Raw genomic sequence first — 24,829 nt, 5'->3', positions numbered from 1 at the left:
TGCAAGGACTGGATATGCTGATTCTGATTTCACCTGCTAAAACGCTCGATTACCAGAGCCCGCTCGCCACCGAGCGCTATACCCAGCCTGAACTGCTGGACTATTCGCAACAGCTGATTCACGTCGCGCGTAAGCTCTCTGCGCCACAAATTGCCTCGCTGATGAGCATCAGCGACAAACTGGCGGATCTTAACGCGACCCGTTTCCACGAGTGGCACCCGGACTTCACGCCGAACAACGCCCGCCAGGCGATTCTGGCGTTTAAAGGTGATGTGTATACCGGCCTGCAGGCGGAAGATTTTAGCGAAGCCGATTTCGACTTCGCCCAGCAGCATCTGCGCATGTTGTCAGGTCTGTACGGCGTGCTGCGCCCGTTGGACCTGATGCAGCCGTATCGTCTGGAGATGGGTATCCGCCTGGAAAACCCTAAAGGCAAAGATCTGTACCATTTCTGGGGCGATATCATCACCGACAAACTGAACGCTGCGCTGCGTGCTCAGGGCGATAATGTGGTGATCAATCTGGCCTCCGATGAATACTACAAATCGGTGAAGCCGAAAAAGCTGGATGCGGAAATTATCAAGCCCGTTTTCCTCGATGAGAAAAACGGCAAGTTCAAGGTCATCAGCTTCTACGCCAAAAAAGCGCGTGGGCTGATGAGCCGCTACATCATTCAGAACCGCCTGACGAAGCCGGAGCAACTGACCGGCTTCAACAGCGAAGGCTACTTCTTCGATGAAGAAGCGTCAGGAAAAGGCGAACTGGTGTTTAAGCGCCACGAGCAGTAAAACAAACCCCGCCAGATGGCGGGGTTTTGCATTAATGGTGTTTCCAGTCCGGGCCAGGACGCGGGTCGTCGTGACGATCGTGATGGTGGTCATCATGATGACGATCGTGATGCTCGTCATGTGGGCGCCAGTGATTATCGCGCCAGTCATAGTGAGCCTTCCACCAGTCATGGTCGCGCCAGCGACCACCATCCCAGTAGTGACCACGATTATCCTGATCGCCAATCTGCAGTTTTACCGCAGGGACGAGGGTGATTTCAGAGGCCTGAACCGCCATCGGAGCGACCAGCATCATTGAAAGCACCAGCAGAGCAGGTTTCAGTTTAGACATAGGTGACTCCTTATTCATTTACCCGATGTGGGCCGATGTAAGGAGAATACGTGAGGAGGACGGGGGATGTTATTCTCTGCAATCCTAATCGCTAAGTGACCGCATTTATTGGGAATTTCTGCTTTTTTACTGCTATTTTTCTCCTTAATTTCTCCATAAAAAAAGCCGGGTAAGTTTCACCTTACCCGGCCTGCATAGGAGGACAGAACCGTTATCCGCGCGTCATCATCAACTTACGCAGCGCGGCGAAATCCGCGGGCAGTTCATGCGAAAGCAGCGGCAGGTCCGCACGCTCGGCCAGCTCTTTTGGCAGCGGCAGCGTTTCACCCAGAATCACTTCCACGCTCTCTTTGAACTTCGCCGGATGAGCCGTTCCCAGGAACAGGCCATACTCCCCCGGATTCAGCTGATCGCGCAGCGCACGGTAAGCGATCGCCGCATGCGGTTCAGAGGTGTACCCCACCGCTTTCAGCTCACGCAGGGTGGCTTTGGTGGTCTCATCCGTCACCGCGGCGTAACCCAGATCGCCCAGACGCCAGACCTTACGGCGGAACAGCTCTTCCACACGCGGCCAGTTGTTCGGCTGGCTTACGTCCATCGCATTCGAAAGCGTCGCCTGCGTGGCGTTCGGCGCCCATTTACCGTCTTTCAGGAAGCGCGGCACGGTGTCGTTGGCGTTGGTGGCGGCGATAAAGCGTTTTACCGGCAGGCCGAGCGATTTCGCCAGCAGGCCCGCCGTCAGGTCACCAAAGTTGCCGCTTGGTACGGAGACGACCAGCTGATTGCGCGCCTCCTGTGGCAGCTGTGCAACCGCTTCGAAGTAGTAGCAGATCTGCGCCAGCAGACGGCTGATGTTAATGGAGTTCGCCGAGTTCAGACCCAGCGCCACTTTCAGCTCTTCATCATCGAAGGCCTGCTTGACCAGCGCCTGACAGGCATCGAAATCGCCGTCAATCGCCACGGTTTCAATGTTGCCCCCGAGCGTACAGAACAGTTTTTCCTGCAGCGGACTGATTTTGCCTTTCGGGTAGAGGATCACCACGCGAACGTTCTTCAGACCATAGAACGCATGGGCAACGGCCGCACCGGTATCGCCGGAGGTCGCCGTCAGAATCGTTACCGGTTTGTCGCCGCTGATGTGGGTCAGCATCTGCGCCATAAAGCGGCCACCGAAGTCTTTAAACGCCAGGGTTGGACCGTGGAACAGCTCAAGGCAGCCGACATCCGGCTCAACCTGCTTAACCGGTGCCGGGAAAGCGAACGCTGCACGCACGCGCTCTTCCAGCAGCTCCTGCGGGATTTCATCGCCGATAAAGGCAGAGAGAATTTTAGTGCTGCGGGTGACAAAGTCCTGCTTCAGCAGTTCATCAATGTCGGTCAGCTGAAATTCCGGCAGGTCATGGGGGAAGAACAGCCCCTGATTTTTGCCCAGTCCCTGAGTCACTGCCTGCGCGAAGCTGACCTGCTCGTTATGATCTTTAAGGTTGTAGAGTTTCATTCGTTATCCCAGTACTCGTGCGCCAGCCGTGTCCAGACGGCAAATATGAACAAAGCCTTCCTGATTTTGCAGGTAGTGTTTAGAGAGCCAGTCCGCCACGCGCTGCGCCGTGTCTGGCTTATCGCACAGGGCGAACAGCGTCGGGCCGGAGCCGGAGATACCGCACGCCAGTGCGCCGGTATCCATTGACGCCTGTCGCGCCTCGTTAAAGCCAGGCAACAGCTTAGTGCGGTACGGCTCGGCGATAACGTCTTTCATTAATTTTGCTGCCAGCTGCGGCTGACGGGTGTAGCAGGCGTGAATAAAGCCGGCCAGATGACGTCCGTGAGCGATACAGTCCTGACGACGATACTGCGCAGGCAGGATCGCACGCGCTTCAGCGGTAGATACCTTAATGCCGGGATAGGCCAGCACCCACAGCCACTCATCAAACCCTGGCACCTGCTGGCTGATGATGCCATTTTCTTCAATCATCAGCTGCATACCGCCGAGGAAGCAGGGGGCGACGTTGTCATAATGAATGCTGCCGGAGATGCGCCCTTCCAGCTCGCCCATTAACCCGAGCAGACGGTTATTATTCAGCGGCTTGCCGCAGTGCTCATTCATGGCCACCAGTCCGGCGACCACGGAGCAAGCGCTGGAACCCAGACCAGAGCCAATCGGCATACTTTTTTCCAGCGTCATGGCGACCGGCACATTTTTGCCGATCTCCTGACAGAACCGCTCCCAGCACTGATAAACGATATTCTCGCGCGGGTCTGTCGGCAGTTTGCTGGCGAAGCGGCCCACGTTATTCAGGCTAAAGCTCTCTGCCGCTTCAACCGTTACCGTATCGCCCAGCAGCGAACCATCCACCGGCGTCACCGCCGCACCCAGCACATCAAATCCGACGCTCATATTGGCGCTGGAAGCCGGGGCATAAACTTTCACCATGTTAAACTCCTAACTTCCATGACAGGGTACGCAGCAAATCGGCAAATACACCCGCCGCGGTAACATCATTCCCTGCGCCATAGCCGCGAAGCACCAGCGGCAGTGGCTGATAATAGTGGCTGTAAAACGCGAGGGCGTTTTCGCCGTTTTTTACTTTGAACAGCGGGTCGTTGCCATCGACTTCAGCAATCTTCACGCGGCACATACCATCGTCTTCAATATTGCCAACATAGCGCAATACCTTACCTTCATCACGGGCTTTCGCAACGCGTGCGGCAAAGGCGTCGTCTAGCTGCGCTAAATTGGCCATAAAGGTGTTCACGTCACCGCTGTCGTCAAACCCGGCAGGCAGAACAGGCTCAATCACGATATCGGAAAGCTCCAGCTCACGGCCCGTTTCACGCACCAGTATGAGCAACTTACGCGCCACATCCATACCGGAGAGATCGTCTCGCGGATCCGGCTCGGTGTACCCCAGTTCACGCGCGGCACGGGTTGCTTCCGACAGGCTCATGCCCTCATCCAGCTTGCCGAAGATAAACGACAGCGAGCCGGAAAGAATGCCGGAGAAACGCTGCAGTTCATCCCCCGCGTTCAGCAGGTTTTGCAGGTTCTCGATCACCGGCAGGCCCGCGCCCACGTTGGTGTCGTAGAGGAACTTACGCCGTGACTTGCTCGCCGCCAGACGCAGCTGGTGATAGTAATCCATCGACGAGGTGTTGGCCTTTTTGTTTGGCGTCACCACGTGGAAACCTTCGCGCAGGAAATCGGCGTACTGATCGGCCACCGCCTGGTTCGAGGTACAGTCGACAATGACCGGGTTAAGCAGGTGATACTCTTTCACCAGACGGATTAACCGGCCCAGATTAAAGGGCTCTTTGGCATCATTCATCTCAGCCTGCCAGTTTTCCAGGTTCAGGCCATGAACGTTGGTCAGCAGCGCTTTTGAGTTCGCGATACCGCACACGCGCAGATCAATGTGCTTTTTCTTCAACCACTCCTGCTGACGCTTCACCTGCTCCAGCAGCGCGCCACCCACACCGCCCACGCCAATCAGGAACAGCTCGATCACCTGATCGGTGTTGAACAGCATCTGATGAACCACGCGAACGCCGGTTGTCGCATCGTCGTTGTCAACGACCACCGAGATTGAACGCTCAGATGACCCCTGGGCAATGGCCACAATGTTGATGTTGGCCCTGGCCAGCGCGGCAAAGAATTTGGCCGAGATACCGCGCAGCGTACGCATACCGTCGCCCACCACCGAGATAACCGCCAGGCGTTCCTGGATAGAAAGCGGCTCCAGCAGCTCTTCTTTCAGCTCAAGGTAAAACTCTTCTTCCAGCGCACGACGGGCGCGCAGGCAATCCCCCTGAGGTACGCAGAAGCTGATGCTGTATTCAGAAGAGGACTGAGTGATCAGCACAACCGAGATACCGTTGCGGGACATGGCCGCGAAAACGCGGGCCGCCATACCGACCATGCCTTTCATTCCCGGGCCGGAAACGCTGAACATGGCCATATTGTTCAGGTTAGAAATGCCTTTCACCGGCAAGCCGTCTTCATCGGTACTGGCACCAATCAGCGTGCCTGGCGCTTGCGGGTTACCGGTGTTTTTAATCAGGCAAGGGATCTGGAACTGGGCAATGGGAGAGATGGTGCGAGGGTGAAGAACTTTAGCGCCGAAGTAGGAAAGCTCCATCGCTTCCTGGTATGACATCGACTTCAGCAGCCTGGCGTCCGGCACCTGGCGCGGATCGCAGGTGTATACACCGTCGACGTCAGTCCAGATCTCACAACAGTCGGCGCGCAAACAGGCTGCCAGCACGGCAGCAGAGTAGTCGGAGCCGTTACGGCCCAGTACGACAAGTTCACCCTTCTCGTTTCCGGCGGTGAAGCCCGCCATCAGGATCATATGGTCAGACGGAATTTTGCTCGCGGCAATGCGGCGGGTTGATTCGGCTATATCAACGGTAGACTCGAGGTAGTGACCCACTGCCAGCAGTTTTTCAACGGGATCGATAACCGACACATTGTGGCCACGCGCTTCCAGCAGGCCCGCCATGATGGCAATCGACAATTTTTCACCACGGCAGATTAACGCCGCGTTGATGCTGTCCGGGCACTGACCTAAAAGGCTGATACCGTGCAGCACGTGTTTGATTTGGGCGAACTCTTGCTCAACAAAGGATTTCAGCTGTGCGAGCGGGAAACCCGGCTGCGCCTCCGCCAGTCCCTGCAGCAGCTCAGCGAAGATACGCTCGGCGTCGCTCAAGTTCGGGAGTGCATCCTGGCCACCGATGGTCTTTTCAATCATCGCCACCAGGTGGTTGGTGATTTTTGCCGGGGCAGAGAGCACGGTCGCGACCTGCCCCTGCCTGGCGTTGCTCTCCAGGATATCGGCAACACGCAGAAAACGTTCTGCATTTGCCACTGATGTACCGCCGAACTTCAACACTCGCATGGTTCTACCTCGTTTCCTTTAGCCGAAAAAAAAGCCCGCACTGTTTGGGTGCGGGCTTTTTTCTGTTTTTCCTGTACGCGTCAGCCCGCATCATTTCCTGTGGTAATGATGATGGTTGTTGTAATGGTGGTGATGCTGATGCGTTTCATGGATGTTGTGTACTCTGTCATTATTATCTGTCTGTGCTGTATTCTTTTAGGGTTAAAGGATTGGGCACCTTAAGTCAATGAATTTTTAATTTGATCACAATTCGGGACGTTCTCACGTCCCGCTGCTTGCAGATTTATTTTCATCCGATTCCCCCAGACGCACCCCACCCAGACAGACGGATGCGCCATAGTAAAAACTTATGACAGCATTTTACTCGGCCAATTTTTTTTCAATATCATGCAGCAAACGGTGCAACATTGCCGTGTCTCGCTGCTCAAGACGCCCAAGTCGCTGATGCAGCCAGTCCGCCATTTTTTGATCTTCCGCGACACCGAGTTGTAATAACAGATGGTCAACGCGAGCGCGCAGCGCGGCCAGTTGGTTTTCATCTGCCCCTTCAGCCTGGGGTTGAGGAATTTGTATTAGGGAGGCTAATTGATAGCAATACACCATTACCGCCTGGCCTAAATTCAGCGACGGATAATCCGCCACCATCGGCGCACCGGTCAGGACGTCCGCCAACGCCAGCTCCTCGTTCGTCAGACCGGAATCTTCCCGCCCAAAGACCAGCGCGGCCTTCGTCAGCCACTGGCTTTTCTCCGTTAACATCGGCACCAGTTCCGCCGGCGTGGCGTAATAGTGGAACTTTGCCCGGCTGCGTGCCGTGGTCGCCACGGTAAAAGAAATGTCGTGCAGCGCAGCGGCGAGCGTGTCGTAAGTGGTTATATTATCGAGAATATCCCCTGAACCGTGCGCCACCCAACGGGCCGCAGGCTCGAGGTGCGCCTGGCTGTCCACGATGCGAAGATCGGTAAACCCCATGGTCTTCATGGCACGCGCCGCAGCGCCTATATTTTCGGCTCTGGCTGGGGCGACCAGTACAATCGACAGATGCATTTATGCTCTCTTTTTAATCAGTTAGCGGATAAAAATGTGATGCACTTCAACATATTACGCGGCGCGAATTTACAAAAATGCAACACAAATCACCGAAATAGCGTTTCAGAACAAATTAAAAACGCTAAACTATTTTGTGGCTGAACAATCAGTTAGAATGTTAACAGAAGGCTATTATCCTTATGTTTTATAATGGTAATGACCTCATGAATACTCTTTTCTGATTGGATTCGTATCGTTTATAAATCAAGGTACGCAACTAGTTGGTTTATTGAAAAATTGTGACAAAGGCTAGCATTCGGCTACGATGATTTCATCAAACTGTTAACGTGCTACAATTGAACTTGATATATGTCAACGAAGCGTAGTTTTATTGGGTGTCTGGTGTCACTTAGCCTGTTATGTTGCTGTTAAAATGGTTAGGATGACAGCCGTTTTTGACACTGTCGGGTCCAAAGGGAAAGTACCCACGACCAAGCTAATGATGTTGTTGACGTTGATGGAAAGTGCATCAAGAACGCAATTACGTACTTTAGTCACGTTAGGCCGGTCATGTTAATTTGCGACATGCATCAGGCAGGTCAGGGACTTTTGTACTTCCTGTTTCGATTTAGTTGGCAATTTAGGTAGCAAACATGCAGACCCCGCACATTCTTATCGTTGAAGACGAGTTGGTAACACGCAACACGTTAAAGAGCATTTTCGAAGCAGAAGGCTACGATGTCTTTGAAGCGACCGATGGCGCAGAGATGCATCAGATCCTTTCTGAAAATGATATCAACCTGGTGATCATGGATATCAACCTGCCGGGCAAAAACGGCCTTCTTCTGGCGCGCGAACTGCGTGAACAGGCGAATGTCGCGTTAATGTTCCTGACAGGCCGTGATAACGAAGTTGATAAAATCCTTGGCCTGGAAATCGGTGCGGATGACTACATCACTAAACCGTTTAATCCACGCGAGTTAACCATTCGTGCACGCAACCTGCTGTCCCGCACCATGAACCTGGGCACGGTCAGCGAAGAGCGTCGTAGCGTAGACAGCTACAAGTTCAACGGCTGGGAACTTGATATCAATAGCCGTTCACTGATTAGCCCGAACGGTGAGCAGTATAAACTGCCGCGCAGTGAATTCCGCGCGATGCTGCACTTCTGTGAAAATCCGGGCAAAATTCAGTCCCGTGCAGAACTGCTGAAGAAAATGACCGGCCGTGAGCTGAAGCCGCACGACCGTACCGTAGACGTGACCATCCGTCGTATCCGTAAACATTTCGAATCTACGCCTGATACGCCGGAAATTATCGCCACTATTCACGGTGAAGGTTATCGTTTCTGCGGCGACCTGCAGGAGTAATCCGGCAACTGAAGTAAAAAAAACGGCGCTTTCGCGCCGTTTTTTATTTCCAGACTCGCATCGTATCCGCATCAGGTTCAACAGGGGGGACGGGACGCTTCGGCTGAGAGAGCGAATACCAGTCAAGGTGACGCGTCAGGTACATGACCGCAAACAGTGCCATCGCCAGTACGGCAGCTCCCAGCAGCAACGCGCTGTCCTCAGAACGCAGCAGGAACCACATCACGACATCCAGCCCCAGCAGCGCCAGAATAAACACCCCGCTTCGCCTCCAGCTTTTCAGTACCGCCTGCAGGTACACACCATTCATCATCGCGCCGACAAGGCTTGCCATAATCCAGGCCGGCGTAAACCCGACATGCTCAGACAGGGCAAGTAAGACGAGATAGAAGAGGACCAGCGACAACCCCACCAGCAGATACTGCATTGGGTGCAGACGCAATCCGGTAAGGGTTTCGAACACGAAGAAGGCCATAAACGTCAGGGCAATCAGTAAAATAGCGTACTTGATCGCGCGGTCTGTCAGCTGGTACTGATCCGCTGGCGTGGCAACCGTCACGCTAAAGGCCGGGATAGAACTCCACTCTGGTGACTCGCCCTCGGCGAACCAGCTTTGCATGTTGTTAGCAAACCAGCTGCTCTGCCAGTTTGCCTGGAAACCAGACTCGCTAATCTGATGTTTAACAGGCAAGTAATATCCCATAAATCCCGGGTGCGGCCAGTTACTGCTCAGCGTCATTTCGCTGTTACGCCCGACTGGCACCACCGCAAAACTGCCCGTCCCCGCCAGGTTAAACGACATATCAAGGGCGAGCGTTTTCGGCTCAAGGGCTTTATCACTCAGCGGAATATGAATACCGGCAAGTGTGCCATACACGCCGGTTCCCGGTTCTACGCTGAGCGTCTCACCGTTGATTTTTGCGACCTTCACCGTACCAATGCCCCGGGCATCACCCACGCCAATCACCAGGAATGGCTGCCCCAGCGTCATGGTTTCGCCCTTCAGCTGCGCCATTTTCTCCGTCGAAAACTGCGCTTTTATTTTGAGATCGGTGTTCCAGATTTGCCCGTCATAGATACCGATGCTTCTGGACTCCACGCGCTGATTTCCCTCAACGAGCAGAGATTCCGGCAGGATAAAGTGCAGGTAGCTTTTTTTGTATTCGACCTTTTTCTCATCCTCAAGTTTGTAAAAAACCTCGGTGACAGGAATGGCAATCAGCGGTCCTACCAGCTTTTGCGGCCCGCTGGTGCTTTGGCGAAGCGAGTGTTCAACATCGTTACGGTAGCTCTCACGCTCCGAAATCAGGTTACTGACCATAAAGAGCGGGACTAACAACAGCAGAATGCACCCCAGCAGGGTGCTTACTTTCCAGAACAGGGGGGATTTCATCATTACGTCTCCTTTGTGATGAGGAGAGCGTACCGGGGCTATGTGGGGCCAGTTTGAAGTTATGTGAAGTGACGGTGAAGTGTCAGCGTGGCTTTCACGCCGCCTTCTGGTTGGTTATGCAGAGCAATGTCCCCCTGATGCAGACGCGCCACCTCCTGCACGAATGCCAGACCCAGCCCGCTGCTTTTCAACCCGTTCTCACGGGGGAGCGAGTAAAAACGTTCAAAAATACGCGCCATGGCATAGTCCGGTATCCCGCTTCCGCTGTCGCTTACGGTAAGCCGGATCTCGGTTGGCGTCTCCTCGGCAGCCAGCTGAAGCGTCCCGCCCTGCGGGGTAAAATCGATGGCATTATCCAGCAAATTACCCAGCGCCTGTTCAAGCAGCTCGGGGTCGCCCTGCACCTGCAGCGAAGTGGGCTGGCAGGTCAGGATGATATTTTTCGCCGTGATAACGGCGGAGCGTGAATCCGCAAGCCGTGAAAACAGCGTGCTGACACTCACGCTCACCGGCTCTATCTCTACCCGGTTTTCAAGACGCGCCTGAGAGAGCAGTTTTTCCACCAGCGACTGCATACGCGCGTTTTGCACCAGAATATTATCGATAAACCGCGCGGCCACCGCCGGCGGCGGCTGCTCATTAAGGATCTCTGCCGCGCCGCGGATTGCCGCCAGCGGGCTTTTGAGTTCGTGAGTAAGCGCATGCACATAATGCTCGATGTAATTCTTACCCTCGAGGCGAATGCGCATATTTTCCAGCGCCTGCGCCAGCTTTCGTAGCTCACTGCTGCCGGGGTTAGGCAGCGGGAGAGGCGTGTCCGTGGTCACCGCATCGGCGTAGCGCGACAATCTGCCAATGGAACGATTGATCCATCCCGCCACCAGCAGACCAATCAGCAGGGCAATGCCGAGCAGCGCCCCACCCGCCCACAGGATCCGCCGCTCGCTACGGTGAATAACCGGCGCCATGGCGCTGTTAGGTTTTCCGACCGACAGCACGCCGATAATGTTGCCCCTGTCCATTACCGGTGCGGCAACATACATCACCGTACTTTCCGGATCGTCAGGGTTGCTCTGGGTGCTGCGCGCGCCATATTCCCCGCGAAGCGTCAGCCAGACGTCATTCCAGCGGGAGTAGTCTTTTCCTACCGCCAGGCCCGCCGAATCAAACACCACCTTGCCCGTGGCATCGGTCATGTAGACGTGGTACTCGTTGCGGACTTTATGAATGCCGCCAATGTTGGCGCGAAACGGCCGCTGATGGAGCCGTGAAAAGGCCTGAGCCAGCTGGCCCTGCTGCGGATTGCCTGCGAGCAGGTCGTCTCGCCCCACTTCCGCCAGCAGGGTCGCGGTGTCAATCAGCGTGCCTTCGGTGGCTCTGCGCACGCCGGGCTTGACCTCCTGCACGAAGATAGACAGCACAAACCACGCGGCGATAGCGACAATCAGGAAATAGCCCAGCAGCAGACGCATGCCAATACGCATTAATAAAGCCCCAGACTGTAACCCATCCCGCGATGGGTACTGATGGGCGAAAGCCCGTCATTGACCGCGCGCAGCTTGGCGCGCAAGGTTTTGATATGTGTATCCACGGTACGATCGAAGCTATCGCCGTCTTCGCCCCACACTTTGTCCATAAGCTGCTGGCGAGAAAAGACCCGGCCCGGCGCCTGCAACAATGTTTTGAGCAGCAGGAACTCGTAGCGCGTGAGCGGTAAAGGCTCCCCATACCAGCTGATTCTGGCGGCGGGTTCATTCAGTTCAAACTGCCCGATACGCACGATCTCGGTGGGGGCGGTGGATTTTTGTAACCGCCGTAGAATAGTCCTCACCCGGGCACAGACTTCACGCGGGGAGAAGGGTTTAGCGACATAATCATCCGCGCCCATCTCCAGTCCGAGCAGCTTATCCACCTCGTCACTTCGCGCCGTCAGAAACAGGATCGGCAGTGACGGATGCTGCGCCAGAAGCTGGCGGCAGAGTTCAAAGCCGCTGATGTCAGGCAACCCGACATCCAGAATCGCCAGCGCGGGAACCTGCCGCCGCGCCTCTTCCAGTACCGGTAACCCACGCCCGAAAGCCTTCACCGCAAACCCCTCCTGCTGAAGCATGTAGAGTAGCGTGTCGGCAATACTGATTTCGTCCTCAACCAGCCAGACCAGAGGTTGCTGCATGATTCATCCCTGAATTAGTGCCATGGCATGATCGGCACGGCGCTGATGGCGTTTTTCGGTGAGCCTTCAACCACTTTGTCGGAATAGGCCAGATAGGCGAGCGTGTTGCGTTTGGCGTCATAAAAACGCACCACCTGCAGCTTTTTAAACACCAGCGAGGTCCGTTTCTGGAACACAACGTCGCCCTGCGCTTTGCCGTTTTTGATTTTGTCACTCAGCTCCACAGGACCGACCTGCTGGCAGGAGATTGCCGCATCGGAGGTATCTTCAGCCAGCCCAAGCCCGCCTTTAATGCCCCCGGTTTTCGCCCGACTAACGTAGCAGGTGACGTTTTTCACGTCCGGATCGTCAAACGCCTCCACCACAATCTTGTGGTCCGGGCCGAACACTTTGAAAACGGTATCGACAGAACCAATCTGTTCCGCCTGCGCGGCGTGCCCCACCGTCAACATCAGGGCAGTGAAGATCAAAGTCTTGTATTTCATATTGTTACCATTTTTAAGAATTACGCTGAGCGATTATTCAACACTGTAGACAAAAATGTAGCAAGATCACAGGATTAGAATATATTCACCCAAAACGAGGAACAAAAGGCATTAATGAGCAAAAAAAACACTGAATGCTAAAACATCAAAAAATGCTATTATCCGCTAACCTGTTATCAGGCACCTGCTGTTTTAAGGATGAGGATAGTATATGGATCAGGCTGGAATTATTCGCGACCTGCTCACCTGGCTGGAAGGTCACCTCGACCAGCCTTTGTCACTGGATAATGTGGCGGCTAAAGCAGGCTATTCCAAGTGGCATCTGCAAAGGATGTTCAAGGATGTCACCGGTCATGCTATCGGGGCCTATATCCGCGCACGTCGTCTGTCAAAATCAGCGGTGGCATTACGCCTGACCGCGCGGCCGATTCTGGATATTGCACTGCAATATCGTTTCGACTCGCAGCAAACCTTTACCCGCGCCTTTAAAAAACAGTTCTCGTTAACGCCAGCGCTCTATCGCCGCTCGCCTGACTGGAGCTCGTTTGGCATGCGTCCGCCGCTGCGTCTGGGCGAGTTTGCAATGCCGAAATATGAATTTATCACCCTGCCAGAAACGCACCTGATTGGTACGACGCAAAGCTACTCCTGTTCGCTGGAGCAGATTTCCGAATTCCGTCATCAGATGCGCGTTCAGTTCTGGCGCGACTTCCTGAGCCATGCACCGGCGATCCCGCCCATCCTGTATGGTCTCAACGAAACGCACCCAAGCCAGGAAAAAGACGACGAGCAGGAGGTGTTCTACACCACCGCGTTAACGCCAGAGCTGGCGAATGGCTATATTCAGGGTTCAAAGCCCGTGGTGCTGGAAGGCGGCGAATACGTGATGTTCGCTTATGAAGGGCTGGGAACGGGTGTACAGGAATTTATCCTGACCGTTTACGGAACCTGCATGCCAATGCTGAACCTGAATCGCCGTAAAGGTCAGGATATTGAGCGCTACTATCCGGCAAGCGATGCTAAACCGGAAGAAGGCCCAATCAATCTGCGTATGGAATTCTTAATTCCGATACGTCGTTAACGCTGAAGTTCGTCAAGTGCAGGGGCATCAAGATGCGAAATGTCCCCTGCCATCTCTACGACCCAACCTGACGCCAGCCACGCGCTTTCCTGATAGTCGATACGGGAAATAGAGCAGTTGCGCAGACGCAAACGGCGCTCTGCATACGCAGGTAACCCCAGAATCGTGCTCACCAGGCAGCCCAGCGCAATACCGTGACTCACCAGCAGCGGACGGCTCCCGGCCGGAAGCTTCAGGCATTCCGCCAGCGCGGCATGCATGCGCACGCTCAGCTCCTGCATGGATTCGCCTTCCGGAATACGGCCATCTTCGGTGCCGTTGACCAGCGTGCGACGCCAGCCCTCTTCCGTTTCCGTCAGCGTATCGATATGCCGTTTTTCCAGCACGCCCATATCCAGCTCGCGCAGACGCGGCTCGATCATGACATCACAACCACAGGCATCGGCAATGATGCGCGCCGTCTGCTGTGTGCGACCTAAGTCGCTGGTGATAACATGCGTAATGCCCAGCGTTCTGGCGCGTTCTGCCACCTGCCACGCCTGCTGCACACCCTTTTCAGTAAGAGGACTGTCTGACTGGCCTTGAATACGTCGCTCGGCGTTCCACTGCGTCTCACCGTGGCGAACAAGGTATACCTGTAACATGCTTTTTTTCCGTTATACTGCGATGAGTTTTTTTTGAATCGAGCTTAATTATGCACCATGTTGTCTCTGCTACCACCAATCCTGCCAAAATTCAGGCAATTCTAAGGGCATTCGAAGAGATTTTCGGCGAAGGATCCTGCCATATTGATGCCATCGGCGTCGAGAGCGGCGTGCCTGAACAGCCGTTTGGCAGCGAGGAAACGCGCGCTGGCGCACGAAATCGCGTGGCAAACGCCAGGGCTGCCGCACCGGATGCTGACTTCTGGGTGGCAATTGAAGCGGGTATCGACGAAGGCGCGACGTTCAGCTGGGTGGTCATCGAGAACCGTGAACAGCGTGGAGAAGCGCGTTCAGCAACCCTGCCGCTGCCAAAAATCATTCTGGAAAAAGTATCCGCGGGTGAAGCGCTCGGGCCGGTGATGTCTCAGTACACCGGCATCGATGAAATTGGCCGCAAAGAAGGCGCGATTGGCGTCTTTACCGCTGGCGCGCTGACGCGTTCAGGCGTTTACCACCAGGCGGTGATTCTGGCCCTGAGCCCGTTCCATAACACGATTTATCGCTGAGCGCCCAGCAGCACAGACTCCAGCCACTGACGCAGTTCCACCGGCGCGGATTTCAGGCTGTTCGATCCGCGGGTGATCGTCGCGATACCCGCGCCCAGCTCATTTTTAAGCTCACGCTGGCTCATCTCACCGCGCAACAGCTCTTCGATGATCCGCACGCGTGTGCCCAGGGCTTCACGCTCATCCGGCGTCAGCATCAGCTGCAATAAAGGCAAATGCAGATCCTGGTCGTAAGACTGGCGGAGCAACTCCACAAAACGAAGCCACTCCTGATGACGTTGTTCGGCCATTGCCGAGGAATACGGGGAATGCTGGGTCATGTTATGCCGCCTGTTGTACTCATTAACGAGTACAGCATAACACAACCCGCCCCATCAGTAACGTCTCTGCCACTCAGCATCGCTCATCAGGGTATCTTTTTGTCCCATGAAATAGCGATAGTAGGCGTCATAAGCCAATACGTTCTTCACATAGCCGCGGGTTTCCGAGAACGGAATACTTTCCACAAACGCGACGGCGTCAATGCGCCCGGCGCTGTTGCCAAGCCAGGTGCGCACGCGGCCCGGGCCTGCGTTATACGCCGCCGAGGAGAAGATGCGGTTATTGCCGAACTGCTGATAAACATACTGCAGGTAGCTGGTACCGATGTTGATGTTGGTCTCCGGATCCAGCAGCTGTGACGGGCTGCTGTATCCCGGGATGTTAAACATCTTCACCGTGTGCGTCGCGGTTCCCGGCATCACCTGCATCAGGCCGCTGGCCCCGACCGGGGAACGGACTTTCGGGTTCCACGCACTCTCTTGGCGGGCAATGGCCATGGCGTAGCTTTGTGGAATGTCTTTACCGCTGGTGTAGCGCTCGAACAGATCTTTATAGGCCAGCGGGAAACGCTCTTCGAGATGATCCCACAGCTTGCCGGCGATCGTTGCCTGCACGCTCAGATCCCACCAGTGGTTATCAAAGGCATAGCGTGCAAGCTGTGCCTTCTCATCGGTCGTACGGCTGGTCACCAGATTCGCCCATTCGCTACGGGCGGTATTGTCCATGTTCCAGTACATCAGCTCGCGAACGCGCGCCATTTCTGGTCCCTGAGTCAACGTCGGGCTGGCGTTAGCAGGGGCTTTATCAATGCGGAACGTGTACTCCTCACCCAGACGCTGTGCGGCCGCCATCGGGTAGAACCCACGCTGCTGCATCAGCGCATGGAGGATCTCTTTGGCTTCATCGTCACGCCCGCGCTCCATCAGCAGATCCGCCTGCCAGTAACGCCATTCGTCTTTCTCTTTGGCATCCATTGGCAGACGCGCAAGCCAGGTATTCAGCCCCCGGCGATCGCCCGTCCCCAGCGCCATACGCACGCGGCGCTCCACCAGCGATGTGGAGTTCGAACGCATAATCGCATCGTCTCGCCAGCGCGCCTGCTCGTCGGTTACATCGGTGCTCATCAGTCGCCACGCCACAATGTCGCGCAGCTCCTGAGTTTGATCTTCATTGAGCAGCTGCGCCTGCACCAGCTGCGGGATCATCAGCCGCGCATTTTCCACGTCGTCACGCGCCACGCTGGCAAAAGCCACTGCGGCCATCTGGCGGGTAAAATCGGTCGCGCCGGTGCTGCGGGCAAAGGTCAGTACGCTGTTCGGATCGTTCGCCAGGGCGATGACGGCGGTTGAGATCGTCTGATAATCAGACGGCATTTGTCCCGCAAGCGTGGTAACCAGCCGCGTGTTTCCGGCTTTCATCGCCAGGCGAATACGTTCAAGGTACGCCAGCGGATCCTGCTTACCTGACGCACGCCATGCGCCAAAGAGGGAATCACAGGCATTTGGCTGGCTTTTTCCGGTCAACCACAGATCTTTCGCGCCCGCCCAGGCCTCTTCCTGCTGTCCGGTAACCCACTTCGCATAGTAATAGTTACACTGGGCTTCGGTGGTGTTCGGTTTTTCCGGGCTAAACGCCAGCAGCCCACGCCAGTCTTCACGACGTGCCAGTTCGTTCACAAAACGAGACTGCAGCGTCCGCGCGGGCGGCAGCGTCGGGTTCGCCTGAATAAAGTTATTCACGGTGACCGTGGGTTGATTCATGAGATCGTCAGTGATCTGCCGATACTCCAGATACGGATAGAGAGGATACGCTTTTAAGGTCGGCATCAGCGCCTGCACGGTATCCATCTGCTTATTGTCCCACGCCTGTTTAATCTGGGCGTAGCGATTACGTTGTTCATCCAGTGAATCGGCATGCACCGCCTGGCTTGCCGCCATCACGCATACGCTGGCAGCCAGCAGACGCCAGACCACCTGTTTGGCTTTTCCCACAAGCTCTTCCTCATTGTTTTTTCGTCAATTGCAGCGTCTTGCCACGTCAAAGTCTAATTAACTTATGCTAACCAGGCATCCTGCAACGCGCCACGTCGCGGACACTTTTTTACCTTTCTTGCGCGTTTTAACACTCCCGACGTTCCTGGCTGGGATTAGGACGGGAAAAAGGCTACACTTCGAGGCTGATATTCTTTCTCATCACGATAAAAGAGGCGAAGTCCAACGTGGCTCAATTCGTTTATACCATGCATCGTGTCGGCAAAGTTGTCCCGCCGAAACGTCATATTCTTAAAAATATCTCGCTGAGCTTCTTCCCGGGCGCAAAAATCGGTGTTCTGGGTCTCAACGGTGCCGGTAAGTCCACCCTGCTGCGCATCATGGCCGGCATCGATACAGACATCGAAGGTGAAGCCCGTCCGCAGCCTGGCATCAAAATTGGCTACCTGCCGCAGGAGCCTCAGCTCAATCCGGAACACACCGTTCGTGAATCCGTTGAAGAGGCGGTTTCTGACGTCGTTAACGCACTGAAAGGTCTGGATGAAGTGTATGCCAAATACGCTGAACCGGATGCGGACTTCGATAAACTGGCCGCTCAGCAAGGCAAGTTTGAAGAGATTATCCAGGCGCATGACGGCCACAACCTGAACGTGCAGCTCGAGCGCGCCGCTGACGCCCTGCGTCTGCCAGACTGGGATGCGAAAATCGCGAACCTCTCCGGGGGTGAACGCCGCCGCGTGGCGCTGTGCCGTCTGCTGCTGGAAAAGCCAGACATGCTGCTGCTCGACGAACCGACCAACCACCTGGATGCGGAATCCGTGGCATGGCTGGAGCGTTTCCTGCACGATTTCGAAGGCACCGTTGTGGCGATCACCCACGACCGTTACTTCCTCGACAACGTTGCAGGCTGGATCCTGGAGCTTGACCGTGGTGAAGGCATTCCATGGGAAGGCAACTACTCCTCCTGGCTGGAGCAGAAAGACCAGCGTCTGGCGCAGGAAGCCTCTCAGGAAGCCGCGCGTCGTAAGTCTATCGAGAAAGAGCTGGAGTGGGTTCGTCAGGGCGCTAAAGGCCGTCAGTCTAAGGGCAAAGCCCGTCTGGCACGCTTTGAAGAGCTGAACAACACCGAATACCAGAAACGTAACGAGACCAACGAACTGTTTATTCCGCCTGGCGCACGTCTGGGGGATAAAGTGGTTGAAGTCACCAATCTGCGTAAGTCTTATGGCGATCGCCTGCTGATTGACGACCTGACCTTCTCCGTACCGAAAGGTGCCATCGTGGGGATCATCGGTCCGAACGGCGCGGGTAAATCCACCCTGTTCCGCATGATGTCCGGTCAGGAACAGCCAGACAGTGGTTCAATCACTCTGGGTGAAACCGTGAAACTGGCTTCCGTTGACCAGTTCCGTGACGCCATGGATAACAGCAAAACCGTGTGGGAAGAAGTCTCCGGCGGCCTGGATATCATGCGTATCGGTAACACCGAAATGCCAAGCCGCGCTTACGTTGGCCGCTTTAACTTCAAAGGCACCGACCAGGGTAAACGCGTGGGCGAGCTCTCCGGTGGTGAACGTGGTCGTCTGCACCTGGCCAAACTGCTGCAGGTTGGCGGTAACGTGCTGCTGCTCGATGAACCGACCAACGACCTGGACATTGAAACCCTGCGCGCACTGGAAAACGCCCTGCTGGAGTTCCCGGGCTGTGCAATGGTTATCTCGCACGACCGTTGGTTCCTTGACCGTATCGCAACCCACATCCTGGACTACCAGGACGAAGGGAAAGTGGAGTTCTTCGAAGGTAACTTCACCGAATACGAAGAGTACAAGAAACGTACGCTGGGCGCAGATGCGCTGGAGCCGAAACGTATTAAGTACAAACGTATTGCGAAATAAATGTAAAACGGCAACGTCAGTTGCCGTTTTTTTTTGTTTGTTCCTACACCCTGTGAGTGACGCACCGTTCACCCACCCACGTAAAACCGCTTCACCTCATCACACTGCATCGCAAAGTCGATATAACGCATCAGCGCCGGCGAGTTCAGCTTGCGGCTCGGGTAAGCCAGCCACAGATCGTTCCCCTCGACGTTCCACTCCGGCAGCACCTTCACCAGCGCGCCCTTTTCAACCTTATCCTCAAGCAAAAAAGCGGGAAGCAGCGTGATCCCGGCGCCGGCGATGGCACATTCGCGCGCATACACCAGATTATCCGTCAGATGGGCGTTATCCGGCAGATAACGGTAATCCTCACTTTCGCTTTGCAACAGCCACTCAGACCACGCCTTGTGGGTAATACAGCGGTGCTCCACCAGCTGCCGGGGATGCGTCAGCGGCTCCCGGCGCGCCAGGTAAGCCGGTGAAGCCAGCATATAACGCGGGCAATGACCGATCAAACGGCCAATCAGGGAGGAGTCCTGCGGCTTACCGGTACGCAGCGCCACGTCAAAACCTGACTCGACCAGGTCGAGCACGTCGTCAGAAATGGACACGTCAAGCGAAACGTCCGGATAGCGGAGCTGGAACTCCGCATTCAAATGCGCCAGCAGCGTCGCGCCGATCCCGGCCGGGCAGGTGATGCGCAGCCGACCGCTGGGGTTTTCACGCAGCCGCTGAATGGCGTACTCCGCCCGTTCACTTGCCGCCAGCATCTCACGGCAGTGAACCAGATAGTGCTCGCCGGCGAACGTCAGGTTCAGCCTGCGCGTAGTACGATTGAGCAAGCGGATCCCCACCTGCTGCTCAAGCTGGCTGATTCGCTGGCTGACGCTGGATTTCGGCAGCTCAGCTTTCTGCGCCGCCGCGGTAAAGCTGCCCAACTCTGCCACCAGCGCAAACAGCGCCATATCCTGAAGTTGTTTAAACATGATTGTTCATCCTGTACGAACACTTCGTTCTTAATTGTCCATCTTATCACGCGACTGAGCACTTAATAGACTAGTCTCAAAAACACGCTTTCCATAAAGGAGCTCACCATGTCAGTTAAAGCCATTGCCGTTAATCCAGACAGTCCTGCTGATTTCATTGAAATTACCCAACCGATGCCGCAGCCCGGCGAGCACGATCTGCTGGTTGAGGTAAAAGCCGTTTCCATCAACCCGGTCGATACCAAAGTTCACGCGGGCATCGTCAGAAGCGGCCTGACGGAACCACGCGTTCTCGGCTGGGACGCCAGCGGCATTGTGAAAGCCGTGGGTGCAGGCGTTAGCGGTTTTAAACCGGGGGATGAAGTGTGGTACGCGGGCGATATTACCCGCCCGGGCAGCAATACCACCCATCAGCTGATCGATGCGCGCATTGTCGGGCATAAGCCGGTAAGCCTCGGCTGGGCAGCCGCAGCCGCCTTGCCGTTAACCGCCCTCACCGCCTGGGAAGGATTGTTTGAACGGCTGAATATCCAGGATGCCGGCCCGGACAAAACGCTGCTCATTATTGGCGGCGCGGGCGGCGTAGGATCGCTGGCGATCCCGTTTGCGAAACATCGCAGCAACGTGAAGATCGTCGCGACCGCCTCGCGGGAAGATTCTGCTCAGTGGTGTCGCGATCGCGGTGCCGATCACGTGGTGAATTACCGGGACCTGAAAGGTGAACTGGCTAAACAGGGCCTGACGTTTGTGGATTACATTTTCATTCTCAATGATACCGACGGCCACTGGGATGCCGTCAGTGAACTGATCGCACCGCAGGGGCATATCTGCTCCATCGTTGAGAACGCACATCCGTTGAACCAGGATAAGCTGAAATCCAAATCCGCCGCGCTGCACTGGGAGTTTATGTACACCCGCAGCATGTACCAGACCGCCGACATGGCGCGTCAGGGCGAGATCTTAAACGAGGTTGCGAAGCTGGTGGATAACGGCGTGGTGGAAAGCTCACTGAGCGAAACGCTACACGGGCTGAGCGTCGAAAGCATCACCGAAGCGCACCGAAAAGTGCTGGACGGGCATATGCGTGGCAAAGTTGTGGTTGAGTATTGAGGGGGGTGTTCCCCCTCACACCGGCCCTCTCCCTCAGGAGAGGGTTAGGATGGGGGGAATTACCCCTGCTCCCCCATCATCTCTTTCACCAGCTCTACGCAGCGCAGGAAACGGCTGTCGTAATCTGACTCCTCCACATGCACAAACTCCACGTTATTTTCGTGCAGCATGTCGATGAGCATGCTCTGGAACTCTTTTCTGTCGACGGAACTGCCGAGGCTGCGGATCCCGTCAGCAACCCATGGGGTGTTGTTTTCGAGCAAAATCACCAGGTCAAAGCGGTATTCGTCTATCAGCGCCTGCACAAACGGATGCTCGCGTCCCTCGTATTTTTTGCAGAACGCCTGGGTGGTAACGAAATCGGTATCAATGAAGGCCACTTTATTGGCGTATTTCACCGCGAAATCAATGTACTGCGCATGACCCAGCGCGATTTTATCGTAGTCGGAGTACTGCAACGCCATCTCGTCACCGCCCAGATGAGAGAAGACGTAATCACGCCCGTACTCCCACGCACTGGTAGTGTTAAAGATGTTGGCCAGCTTGTTGACCAGCGTCGATTTCCCGCTCGACTCGCCGCCCAGAATCGCAACGGTGCGCACAAAGAACGGTTTTACCTCGGTTGGGATGTAATCCCAGTAGCGGAACGGGTTTTCGCGGATCAGCGCCCCGCTGATGTTCATAAAGGTACGCTTTGGATCGATCAGCACGGTTTCAATGCCCAGATGCTCGCGGAACTGCGGCGCATCGGACTCTTCAGAGGTGTAGATCCAGTTCGGGGTGATCCCCTTTTCGTCCATGAACGCTTTGACGCCATTGCTCCACACATCCCAGCCGTGCGGATACGGCTCCATGCCCTCTTCATTAAAAGCATGAATACGAATGTTTTTCTGGTACTTAAAGGTCTGCAGCAGCCAGCGCAGGCGATCCGGCACGGTTGGCTGCTGCGACATGGCGCTGTCCTCGAACAGCTGACGGTCGCGGGTTTCATCGTAACCCATGATGATATGCAGCTCGTCCACCTGGCTACAGGCACGCTGGATAAGATAGATGTGCCCGGTATGCAGCGGGTAAAACTTGCCAAATACCACGCCGACGTTCTTTTGCATACGCGGGAATTCAAGCCCCAGAAAGCGGTGCAACGCTTCCAGCTTTTGTGCGCTGGGGCTTTTGATTTTGGCGTTCAGCAGTTGGCTCAGGTAGCCTTTGGTCATGCCGCTGGCATCCGCCACCTGCTGCAGCGTGCAGCCTTTCTGGCGGATTGCGGTCTTGATGTAGTCAAATGATGACATAAATTACGGTGCCTCCTGCAAAATCGAATACGTAATTATAAGTCGTCAAAGACATTTAACGCATCTGCGAGTTTCTTCACGCCAAAGACCTGCATCCCTTCCGGGATTTTTTTCGGCACGTTGGCGGCGGGCACAATGGCGCGGCGAAAGCCGTGCTTCGCCGCCTCGGAGATGCGCTCCTGGCCGCTAGGCACCGGGCGTATCTCCCCGGCCAGACCCACTTCACCAAACACCACCAGGTCCTGCGGCAACGGTCTGTCACGCAGGCTGGAGACCATTGCCAGCAGCAGCGCCAGATCCGCACTGGTCTCAGTGACTTTGACCCCGCCGACCACGTTGACGAACACGTCCTGATCCGCCATCTGCAGGCCGCCGTGGCGGTGCAGTACGGCCAACAGGATCGCCAGGCGGTTTTGTTCCAGGCCAACGGCCACACGCCGTGGGTTACCCATCATTGAGTGATCCACCAGCGCCTGAATTTCCACGAGCAGCGGACGCGTCCCTTCCCAGAGCACCATCACCGAGCTACCGGAGGTCACTTCATCGCCCCGGCTGAGGAAGATGGCAGACGGGTTGCTGACTTCACGCAGCCCCTGCTCGGTCATGGCAAACACGCCCAACTCGTTCACCGCACCAAAACGGTTTTTGTGGCTGCGCAACGTACGGAAACGGGAATCGGCATCGCCGTCGAGCATGACGGAGCAGTCGATACAGTGCTCCAGCACTTTCGGCCCCGCCAGCGAGCCATCTTTCGTGACGTGGCCGACCATCACAATCGCCACACCGCGCGTTTTGGCAAAGCGCGTGAGATAGGCGGCGGTTTCACGCACCTGCGCCACGCTCCCCGGTGAAGACTGGATATCCGCCATGTGCATCACCTGAATGGAGTCGATAACCATCAGCTTCGGCTGCTCTTCTTCGGCAATCATGCAGATTTGCTCGATGCTGGTTTCCGAAAGCATGTTGAGGTTGCCGGTTGGCAGGCCCAGACGGTGCGCACGCATCGCCACCTGCTGCAGGGACTCTTCACCGGTGACGTACAGGGTTTTCATCTGTTCGGCGAGCTTGCAGAGCGTTTGCAGCAGCAGTGTTGATTTACCCGCTCCCGGGTTACCACCGATCAGGATCGCACTGCCCGGCACTACTCCCCCGCCGAGCACACGGTCAAACTCTTTGAATCCGGTCGAGAAACGCGGCAGCTCTTCGAGGCTGATATCCGAGAGCTTTTGCACTTTCGCGACACCGGCGTTGCCGGCATAACCGCTCAGGCGTTCATTGCGGGCCACGCTCGGCGAAGCCGCCACACCACGCACTTCGGTGATGGTGTTCCAGGCATGACAGGCGCTACATTGCCCCTGCCAGCGCGGATAATCCGCACCACATTCATTACAGACAAATGCGCGTTTTGGAGCTTTCGCCACGGTTTACCTCGTTATTTCTGATTCACGCTGCCGGAGAGAATGCAGAACACCCCCATCAGGTCAGCATGACGGATGGTGACTTCCGTCTTTTCATTCACTTTAGGCTTGGCATGGTAGGCAATGCCAAGGCCTGCCGCTTTGATCATCGGCAGGTCGTTCGCGCCATCACCGATGGCAACGGTCTGGACGACAGGAATTTCATATTTTTCCGCCAGACGGGTCAGGGTATTGGCTTTGTACTGGGCATCCACGATATCGCCGATCACCTGGCCGGTCAGCTTGCCGTCCATGATTTCCAGCTCATTCGCCACCACGGTGGTCAGGCGCAACGTGTCGCGAAGGTAGTCGGCGAAGAAGGTGAACCCGCCCGAGGCGATAGCCACTTTCCAGCCCAGCGTTTCTAACTTCAGCACCAGCTGCGTCAGCCCCGGCATTAACGGCAGCTCATCACGCACCTGGCGCAGGATGTTCGCGTCCGCCCCTTTCAGGGTCGCCACGCGCTGTCTCAGACTGGCGGTGAAATCCAGCTCGCCGCGCATTGCCCGTTCGGTCACATCGGCCACCAGCTCGCCGCTGCCGGCAAGCCTGGCGATCTCGTCGATGCACTCGATCTGGATGGCGGTGGAATCCATGTCCATCACCAGCAGACCCGGCGTTTTCAGGTGTGGAATTTTGCCGAGAGGCGCCACGTCCAGGCCGGCATCATGCGCCAGGCGGGTCGCGCGCTGCGTCAGGGAACCTGCCAGGCGGATGACCTGATAATCCTCTACGCACCAGGCCGCCACGATGACCATCGCTGCACCCAGTTTGGTTTGATATTGGGTCAGGCGTTGCTTGTCCAGGCCGCGTCCGTACAGCAGCCAGCCGCTACGGCCAGCGTGGTAATCCAGAGGCATCACCTCATCACCACTTAAAGAGAGCGGCAATCCTGGCCATAAAGAGACATCCGTAGGCAGGTCGCACCAGGTAATGTTCGGCATTGAAGCTCCTGTGAATTCGTTCGCGCCGGAAGGTTCCAGAGGGAAAATAACGCATGAGGCTACCTTGTAACCATCACTTCTGGCAACATTAAGCCG

24 protein-coding genes and 1 other annotated feature are annotated in these 24,829 nt (G+C 55.8%); of the genes, 6 read left to right on the top strand and 18 right to left on the bottom strand.

Translation table 11 applies throughout. The features are described 5' to 3' along the window. The first annotated feature begins 14 nt into the window (after nt 1–14). Nucleotides 15–788, top strand: coding sequence for a peroxide stress protein YaaA (gene yaaA / locus ACMGG3_RS21535; RefSeq protein ID WP_414149451.1), 774 nt, complete (start codon nt 15–17; stop codon nt 786–788). A gap of 31 nt (nt 789–819) precedes the next feature. Here yaaA and ACMGG3_RS21530 read toward each other — a convergent pair whose 3' ends face one another. The 7 genes from ACMGG3_RS21530 to yjjY all read right to left on the bottom strand — a co-directional run bounded on the left by ACMGG3_RS21530 (nt 820) and on the right by yjjY (nt 7,601). Further along, nucleotides 820–1,119, bottom strand: coding sequence for a DUF2502 domain-containing protein (locus ACMGG3_RS21530; RefSeq protein ID WP_020882537.1), 300 nt, complete (start codon nt 1,117–1,119; stop codon nt 820–822). Between the two features lie 211 nt (nt 1,120–1,330). Beyond that, nucleotides 1,331–2,617 carry a threonine synthase gene (thrC, locus tag ACMGG3_RS21525; protein WP_020882536.1) on the bottom strand — a complete coding sequence of 429 codons (1,287 nt, stop codon included), beginning with the start codon at nt 2,615–2,617 and terminating at the stop codon, nt 1,331–1,333. A gap of 3 nt (nt 2,618–2,620) precedes the next feature. Further along, the gene (gene thrB, locus ACMGG3_RS21520; RefSeq protein ID WP_014168558.1) at nt 2,621–3,550 is read right to left on the bottom strand and encodes a homoserine kinase; all 930 of its coding nucleotides are present in this window, start codon (nt 3,548–3,550) and stop codon (nt 2,621–2,623) included. A gap of 1 nt (nt 3,551) precedes the next feature. Next, complete coding sequence (gene thrA, locus ACMGG3_RS21515; RefSeq protein ID WP_153852713.1) at nt 3,552–6,014, bottom strand: bifunctional aspartate kinase/homoserine dehydrogenase I; 2,463 nt, start codon at nt 6,012–6,014, stop codon at nt 3,552–3,554. A 24-nt stretch (nt 6,015–6,038) separates the two neighbouring features. After that, nucleotides 6,039–6,156, bottom strand: a sequence feature (Thr leader region). After that, the gene (thrL, locus tag ACMGG3_RS21510; protein ID WP_015572623.1) at nt 6,095–6,163 is read right to left on the bottom strand and encodes a thr operon leader peptide; all 69 of its coding nucleotides are present in this window, start codon (nt 6,161–6,163) and stop codon (nt 6,095–6,097) included. Its footprint overlaps the feature before it by 62 nt. Before the next feature lie 211 nt (nt 6,164–6,374). After that, complete coding sequence (locus ACMGG3_RS21505) at nt 6,375–7,061, bottom strand: tRNA/rRNA methyltransferase (RefSeq protein ID WP_032679596.1); 687 nt, start codon at nt 7,059–7,061, stop codon at nt 6,375–6,377. A 399-nt stretch (nt 7,062–7,460) separates the two neighbouring features. Next, the gene (gene yjjY, locus ACMGG3_RS21500) at nt 7,461–7,601 is read right to left on the bottom strand and encodes a protein YjjY (RefSeq protein WP_001541509.1); all 141 of its coding nucleotides are present in this window, start codon (nt 7,599–7,601) and stop codon (nt 7,461–7,463) included. A 95-nt stretch (nt 7,602–7,696) separates the two neighbouring features. On the opposite strand from yjjY, the gene arcA reads away from it, so the two are divergent. After that, nucleotides 7,697–8,413 carry a two-component system response regulator ArcA gene (gene arcA / locus ACMGG3_RS21495; protein WP_003856501.1) on the top strand — a complete coding sequence of 239 codons (717 nt, stop codon included), beginning with the start codon at nt 7,697–7,699 and terminating at the stop codon, nt 8,411–8,413. A gap of 43 nt (nt 8,414–8,456) precedes the next feature. On the opposite strand, the gene creD is transcribed toward arcA, so the two are convergent. The 4 genes from creD to creA are packed head-to-tail and all read right to left on the bottom strand — an operon-like array spanning nt 8,457 to nt 12,464. Continuing rightward, a complete protein-coding gene (gene creD, locus ACMGG3_RS21490; protein WP_153852711.1) occupies nt 8,457–9,809 on the bottom strand; it encodes a cell envelope integrity protein CreD in 1,353 nt (450 codons plus the stop codon). 56 nt (nt 9,810–9,865) lie between these two features. Further along, nucleotides 9,866–11,290: a two-component system sensor histidine kinase CreC gene (gene creC, locus ACMGG3_RS21485; RefSeq protein WP_049023052.1), complete on the bottom strand. Its 1,425-nt coding sequence runs from the start codon at nt 11,288–11,290 to the stop codon at nt 9,866–9,868. After that, the gene (gene creB / locus ACMGG3_RS21480; RefSeq protein WP_044857571.1) at nt 11,290–11,979 is read right to left on the bottom strand and encodes a two-component system response regulator CreB; all 690 of its coding nucleotides are present in this window, start codon (nt 11,977–11,979) and stop codon (nt 11,290–11,292) included. Before creB ends, creC begins: the two co-directional genes overlap by 1 nt. A gap of 14 nt (nt 11,980–11,993) precedes the next feature. Continuing rightward, on the bottom strand, nt 11,994–12,464 hold the full coding sequence (gene creA / locus ACMGG3_RS21475; protein ID WP_014168552.1) for a protein CreA: 471 nt from the start codon (nt 12,462–12,464) through the stop codon (nt 11,994–11,996). Between the two features lie 211 nt (nt 12,465–12,675). Here creA and robA point away from each other — a divergent pair, with 211 nt between their 5' ends. Then, nucleotides 12,676–13,545 (top strand): MDR efflux pump AcrAB transcriptional activator RobA, encoded by an 870-nt coding sequence (robA, locus tag ACMGG3_RS21470; RefSeq protein ID WP_014168551.1) that lies wholly within the window; start codon nt 12,676–12,678, stop codon nt 13,543–13,545. Here robA and gpmB read toward each other — a convergent pair. Next, on the bottom strand, nt 13,542–14,189 hold the full coding sequence (gene gpmB, locus ACMGG3_RS21465) for a 2,3-diphosphoglycerate-dependent phosphoglycerate mutase GpmB (protein ID WP_014168550.1): 648 nt from the start codon (nt 14,187–14,189) through the stop codon (nt 13,542–13,544). The two genes, robA and gpmB, sit on opposite strands and share 4 nt — an antisense overlap. Before the next feature lie 50 nt (nt 14,190–14,239). Between gpmB and yjjX the strand changes: the two genes are divergently transcribed. Then, entirely contained in the window at nt 14,240–14,755 is a 516-nt protein-coding gene (gene yjjX, locus ACMGG3_RS21460) for an inosine/xanthosine triphosphatase (RefSeq protein ID WP_148576544.1), read from the top strand. Here yjjX and trpR read toward each other — a convergent pair. Beyond that, nucleotides 14,746–15,075, bottom strand: coding sequence for a trp operon repressor (gene trpR / locus ACMGG3_RS21455; protein ID WP_020885267.1), 330 nt, complete (start codon nt 15,073–15,075; stop codon nt 14,746–14,748). The two genes, yjjX and trpR, sit on opposite strands and share 10 nt — an antisense overlap. Before the next feature lie 54 nt (nt 15,076–15,129). After that, on the bottom strand, nt 15,130–17,067 hold the full coding sequence (sltY, locus tag ACMGG3_RS21450) for a murein transglycosylase (RefSeq protein WP_414149450.1): 1,938 nt from the start codon (nt 17,065–17,067) through the stop codon (nt 15,130–15,132). A 227-nt stretch (nt 17,068–17,294) separates the two neighbouring features. Between sltY and ettA the strand changes: the two genes are divergently transcribed. Beyond that, nucleotides 17,295–18,962: an energy-dependent translational throttle protein EttA gene (gene ettA / locus ACMGG3_RS21445; protein WP_014168546.1), complete on the top strand. Its 1,668-nt coding sequence runs from the start codon at nt 17,295–17,297 to the stop codon at nt 18,960–18,962. A 68-nt stretch (nt 18,963–19,030) separates the two neighbouring features. Here the strand turns inward: ettA and ACMGG3_RS21440 are convergent, their stop codons facing one another. Then, a complete protein-coding gene (locus ACMGG3_RS21440) occupies nt 19,031–19,930 on the bottom strand; it encodes a LysR family transcriptional regulator (RefSeq protein WP_414149449.1) in 900 nt (299 codons plus the stop codon). Between the two features lie 108 nt (nt 19,931–20,038). On the opposite strand from ACMGG3_RS21440, the gene ACMGG3_RS21435 reads away from it, so the two are divergent. Then, nucleotides 20,039–21,040: a zinc-binding alcohol dehydrogenase family protein gene (locus ACMGG3_RS21435; protein WP_020885270.1), complete on the top strand. Its 1,002-nt coding sequence runs from the start codon at nt 20,039–20,041 to the stop codon at nt 21,038–21,040. 59 nt (nt 21,041–21,099) lie between these two features. On the opposite strand, the gene nadR is transcribed toward ACMGG3_RS21435, so the two are convergent. The 3 genes from nadR to serB are packed head-to-tail and all read right to left on the bottom strand — an operon-like array spanning nt 21,100 to nt 24,733. Continuing rightward, nucleotides 21,100–22,332, bottom strand: a complete 1,233-nt coding sequence (nadR, locus tag ACMGG3_RS21430; RefSeq protein WP_014168543.1) for a multifunctional transcriptional regulator/nicotinamide-nucleotide adenylyltransferase/ribosylnicotinamide kinase NadR — start codon at nt 22,330–22,332, stop codon at nt 21,100–21,102. 35 nt (nt 22,333–22,367) lie between these two features. After that, nucleotides 22,368–23,753 carry a DNA repair protein RadA gene (gene radA, locus ACMGG3_RS21425; RefSeq protein ID WP_014168542.1) on the bottom strand — a complete coding sequence of 462 codons (1,386 nt, stop codon included), beginning with the start codon at nt 23,751–23,753 and terminating at the stop codon, nt 22,368–22,370. A gap of 11 nt (nt 23,754–23,764) precedes the next feature. Next, on the bottom strand, nt 23,765–24,733 hold the full coding sequence (serB, locus tag ACMGG3_RS21420) for a phosphoserine phosphatase (RefSeq protein ID WP_020885272.1): 969 nt from the start codon (nt 24,731–24,733) through the stop codon (nt 23,765–23,767). Nucleotides 24,734–24,829: the final 96 nt, after the last annotated feature.

Origin of the sequence: Enterobacter sp. BNK-18 (assembly GCF_047456135.1) — a bacterium.
Lineage (GTDB): Bacteria > Pseudomonadota > Gammaproteobacteria > Enterobacterales > Enterobacteriaceae > Enterobacter > Enterobacter ludwigii.
This window is presented reverse-complemented; position numbering and strand designations above follow the sequence as displayed.

What these genes read in the sequence shown, in the direction of transcription:
- yaaA (WP_414149451.1), top strand. Translation starts at nt 15, where the DNA reads ATGCTGATTCTGATTTCACCTGCTAAAACGCTCGATTACCAGAGCCCG.
- ACMGG3_RS21530 (WP_020882537.1), bottom strand. Translation starts at nt 1,119, where the DNA reads ATGTCTAAACTGAAACCTGCTCTGCTGGTGCTTTCAATGATGCTGGTC.
- thrC (WP_020882536.1), bottom strand. Translation starts at nt 2,617, where the DNA reads ATGAAACTCTACAACCTTAAAGATCATAACGAGCAGGTCAGCTTCGCG.
- thrB (WP_014168558.1), bottom strand. Translation starts at nt 3,550, where the DNA reads ATGGTGAAAGTTTATGCCCCGGCTTCCAGCGCCAATATGAGCGTCGGA.
- thrA (WP_153852713.1), bottom strand. Translation starts at nt 6,014, where the DNA reads ATGCGAGTGTTGAAGTTCGGCGGTACATCAGTGGCAAATGCAGAACGT.
- ACMGG3_RS21505 (WP_032679596.1), bottom strand. Translation starts at nt 7,061, where the DNA reads ATGCATCTGTCGATTGTACTGGTCGCCCCAGCCAGAGCCGAAAATATA.
- arcA (WP_003856501.1), top strand. Translation starts at nt 7,697, where the DNA reads ATGCAGACCCCGCACATTCTTATCGTTGAAGACGAGTTGGTAACACGC.
- creD (WP_153852711.1), bottom strand. Translation starts at nt 9,809, where the DNA reads ATGATGAAATCCCCCCTGTTCTGGAAAGTAAGCACCCTGCTGGGGTGC.
- creC (WP_049023052.1), bottom strand. Translation starts at nt 11,290, where the DNA reads ATGCGTATTGGCATGCGTCTGCTGCTGGGCTATTTCCTGATTGTCGCT.
- creB (WP_044857571.1), bottom strand. Translation starts at nt 11,979, where the DNA reads ATGCAGCAACCTCTGGTCTGGCTGGTTGAGGACGAAATCAGTATTGCC.
- creA (WP_014168552.1), bottom strand. Translation starts at nt 12,464, where the DNA reads ATGAAATACAAGACTTTGATCTTCACTGCCCTGATGTTGACGGTGGGG.
- robA (WP_014168551.1), top strand. Translation starts at nt 12,676, where the DNA reads ATGGATCAGGCTGGAATTATTCGCGACCTGCTCACCTGGCTGGAAGGT.
- gpmB (WP_014168550.1), bottom strand. Translation starts at nt 14,189, where the DNA reads ATGTTACAGGTATACCTTGTTCGCCACGGTGAGACGCAGTGGAACGCC.
- yjjX (WP_148576544.1), top strand. Translation starts at nt 14,240, where the DNA reads ATGCACCATGTTGTCTCTGCTACCACCAATCCTGCCAAAATTCAGGCA.
- trpR (WP_020885267.1), bottom strand. Translation starts at nt 15,075, where the DNA reads ATGACCCAGCATTCCCCGTATTCCTCGGCAATGGCCGAACAACGTCAT.
- ACMGG3_RS21440 (WP_414149449.1), bottom strand. Translation starts at nt 19,930, where the DNA reads ATGTTTAAACAACTTCAGGATATGGCGCTGTTTGCGCTGGTGGCAGAG.
- ACMGG3_RS21435 (WP_020885270.1), top strand. Translation starts at nt 20,039, where the DNA reads ATGTCAGTTAAAGCCATTGCCGTTAATCCAGACAGTCCTGCTGATTTC.
- nadR (WP_014168543.1), bottom strand. Translation starts at nt 22,332, where the DNA reads ATGTCATCATTTGACTACATCAAGACCGCAATCCGCCAGAAAGGCTGC.
- serB (WP_020885272.1), bottom strand. Translation starts at nt 24,733, where the DNA reads ATGCCGAACATTACCTGGTGCGACCTGCCTACGGATGTCTCTTTATGG.